This window comes from Vibrio sp. 10N.261.51.A4, assembly GCF_041471945.1.
Taxonomy (GTDB): Bacteria; Pseudomonadota; Gammaproteobacteria; order Enterobacterales; family Vibrionaceae; genus Vibrio; species Vibrio crassostreae_C.
In genome coordinates this window covers 1-2,567 of the sequence record NZ_JBFRPJ010000164.1, presented here as the reverse complement: position 1 = coordinate 2,567, position 2,567 = coordinate 1, and the positions used below count along the sequence as shown (strand labels likewise).

The 2,567-nt window shown below is 38.5% G+C and carries 3 protein-coding genes; all 3 read left to right on the top strand.

Annotated elements, in window-relative coordinates; genetic code table 11:
- A partial coding sequence (locus AB4384_RS23510; RefSeq protein ID WP_372130194.1) for a CDC27 family protein occupies positions 1–874 on the top strand: 874 nt, incomplete at its 5' end.
- Positions 875–1,213: 339 nt separating this feature from the next.
- Entirely contained in the window at positions 1,214–1,648 is a 435-nt protein-coding gene (locus AB4384_RS23505) for a hypothetical protein (protein WP_198594322.1), read from the top strand.
- 39 nt (positions 1,649–1,687) lie between these two features.
- Positions 1,688–2,356, top strand: coding sequence for a transglycosylase domain-containing protein (locus tag AB4384_RS23500; RefSeq protein ID WP_102320580.1), 669 nt, complete (start codon positions 1,688–1,690; stop codon positions 2,354–2,356).
- Positions 2,357–2,567: the final 211 nt, after the last annotated feature.

The window sequence follows — 2,567 nt, the reverse complement described above, 5'->3', positions numbered from 1 at the left end:
TCCAATTAGGAAACAAAGCCACTACAACCTCGGTAATTTTTTATCCGCAAGAAGTGAACTAAGCAAAGCAATACATCAATACAATAAAGCCGCAAAAATGAACCCAGATCACAAAAAAAGGGCTTACTGGCTGAAAGAAGTCGCTGGGTTATTATTCAGCGCAAGCAAGTATACAATTGCCTCCAAGTTCTATACAGCCGCTACCGACATCGAAGATACAGCAGAGAATGCAGTTTTACTGGCAGATAGCTTAATCTTCTGCGGACGTTTTGAGGAGGCATCTGATTTGCTCGACACCTACATTCCGAAACTTAAAGTAAGAAACTCTATCTGGTGCCTAAAAAATTGGACTCTTGATCTACTAGTGAATGATTTAGGCATAAAGAAACAACAAATCGGTAAAGTTGCCACTACTAAGTTCATCGAAAATGCTAACGAAGACGAAATCATAGAATACATAGCCAAGACAAATGCTATATGCCCAGAATGCTGGTATTCATTAGCTCAAAAGTTTGTTGATGCTCAAGACTACAATAGAGCATGCATTAGCTACTTGCTTTCAGCATTTTCAGATGAACGCTACAGAAATACGTGGATGAACGCATTACAATGTGCATACAACATAGAAGACCTAATTGCATTTTCTCATTTAATAGAAGTCATTGGTAATAAGTTTGGAAGTGAAGCTATTGGTGAGTTCTTCTCTAACATTCCTGTAGATACAAATGACGATTTTCATGAAAAATTAAGTGACGCTGCATTGCAGGCAATTCAGCACTGTGAAGACTATAACAATGAACAAAAAGATAACACGTATGAAATTAGGTTTGGAGATAGCAAGTCAGTGAATACAATTGCACTAGAACGTCATTGATGTAATGAATGAGCAAATTTGGTCACTAAGCTCGAGGCTCTGCTTTAACTCAAGTAATCAGTGAAAGACTAATTTAGCGAAGTCACTGACACGGCTTTGTCCAGAGTCTTCATAGACCTGACATTTTACTCGTGGCACTTTTCTCAAAAAGTGCCAGCTAACTCAGATCTGCTCCATTCCTTCTCACCGAAATAGTTTACTCGTCATATTGCAATCTAATCCCAATACCTCTAATTAAGTTATTGATTACTAATTGAACTGTGATTGTAAAGGCTGCATTATAGGAGTATCAAAATCGGCTAAAGGCCGTATGAAAAGCGTTAGCTAAATGGGGGGAATATGAACATTTTAGAAAGTTTTTTGGTTGGGACAGCTTCTACAATTGTTGGTGGTATTGTTTTAGCCGTATTCTTCTTTTGGTTGCGTGAAAAATGCTTTGGCGTTGCTGATGTAACGGGCAAGTGGCACTTCAATATGATTACGGAAAAAACAGCATACAACCCATATGAAGGTATGGAATTGCGTTACGTTTGTGTTGTTTGGCGAGAAGGTAATCACCTATACGGTTCTGTTGAAAAAATCTATGAAAAATCTAGTACAGGTGAACGTGAATACGTCGGAAAAAATCGTTCTCGGGGTAAATTGACTGGTGCATATGAGAAAAACTATTTTAGCAAAGACAGAGTTCATATTCATATTAGTGAACAAGGTACTGGTCGCGAGTCAACTAACTATTTCACATTGACAGTTGAAAAGCGGTTGGTTGGGTGGTAAATTCTGCTCGTTTGTCGCAGATCAAGAAGGGGCTTCTAGTTGGCAAAGAGAACCGTTTTAAAACTAGTGTATTTGTTATTGTCGCTCCCGATGATTGCTGTAGCGATCTTATGCTACTTGTTTAACTTTGGAAACGTGCGGCTTTATTACAAACAATGCATTAATGCCGCTCGTAAAAATAATAAAACGTATTCAAAAAGACTAATTCAATGCCTTTACTTTGGCGAAGATAAACGAGGTCAAAGCCATTTAGGTGTAGATTACATTGGGGTTTTTAGAGCAATTTTGTCTATTGCAAGAGGTCAACTCCAGGGAGCTAGTACTATTGAACAACAGTTTGTACGCACCGTTATTGGGCGCTATGAAAGAACTTTGAAAAGGAAGTTGCTTGAGCAATTACTTTCTCATTTAGTTTGTTTAAGGCTTACTAAGCTTCAAATTGCAGAGAGTTACCTGTCCATTGCTTTTTTCGGTACGCATATGCAAGGTGTGGTCTCGCTATGTGACCAATTAACCCCTAAATCTTATGATTTAAGTTTTTATGCTGGTGTTGTTGCAAGACTCAAGTACCCGCAACCGAAAAGGGAATCTCAAGCATGGGTTACAAAACATCTGAATCGAACAGAATGGATCATGCGCCAATATAATTCTGCTAACAAGCGTTTAAGGTTTCAAGATACTTATTCTAATCTAGATAGAGCACGTTAGACCCTGAACTCTAACGCGTTTATGTCCAGGACCTTGATAGGTTGAATAGCTTTTGTTCACCACTGGGAAGGGATTCTATTTGTGAGCACAAATAGGTCCCTTCGAGTCAATATTTTTATATTCACTACAAACCATTAATCACTTTTATATTTTACGGTCGTGTAATTTATGCGGGAACAATTGGGTATAAACCCAGGGCGGGATCGCACTT

What these genes read in the sequence shown, in the direction of transcription:
- AB4384_RS23505 (WP_198594322.1), top strand. Translation starts at nt 1,214, where the DNA reads ATGAACATTTTAGAAAGTTTTTTGGTTGGGACAGCTTCTACAATTGTT.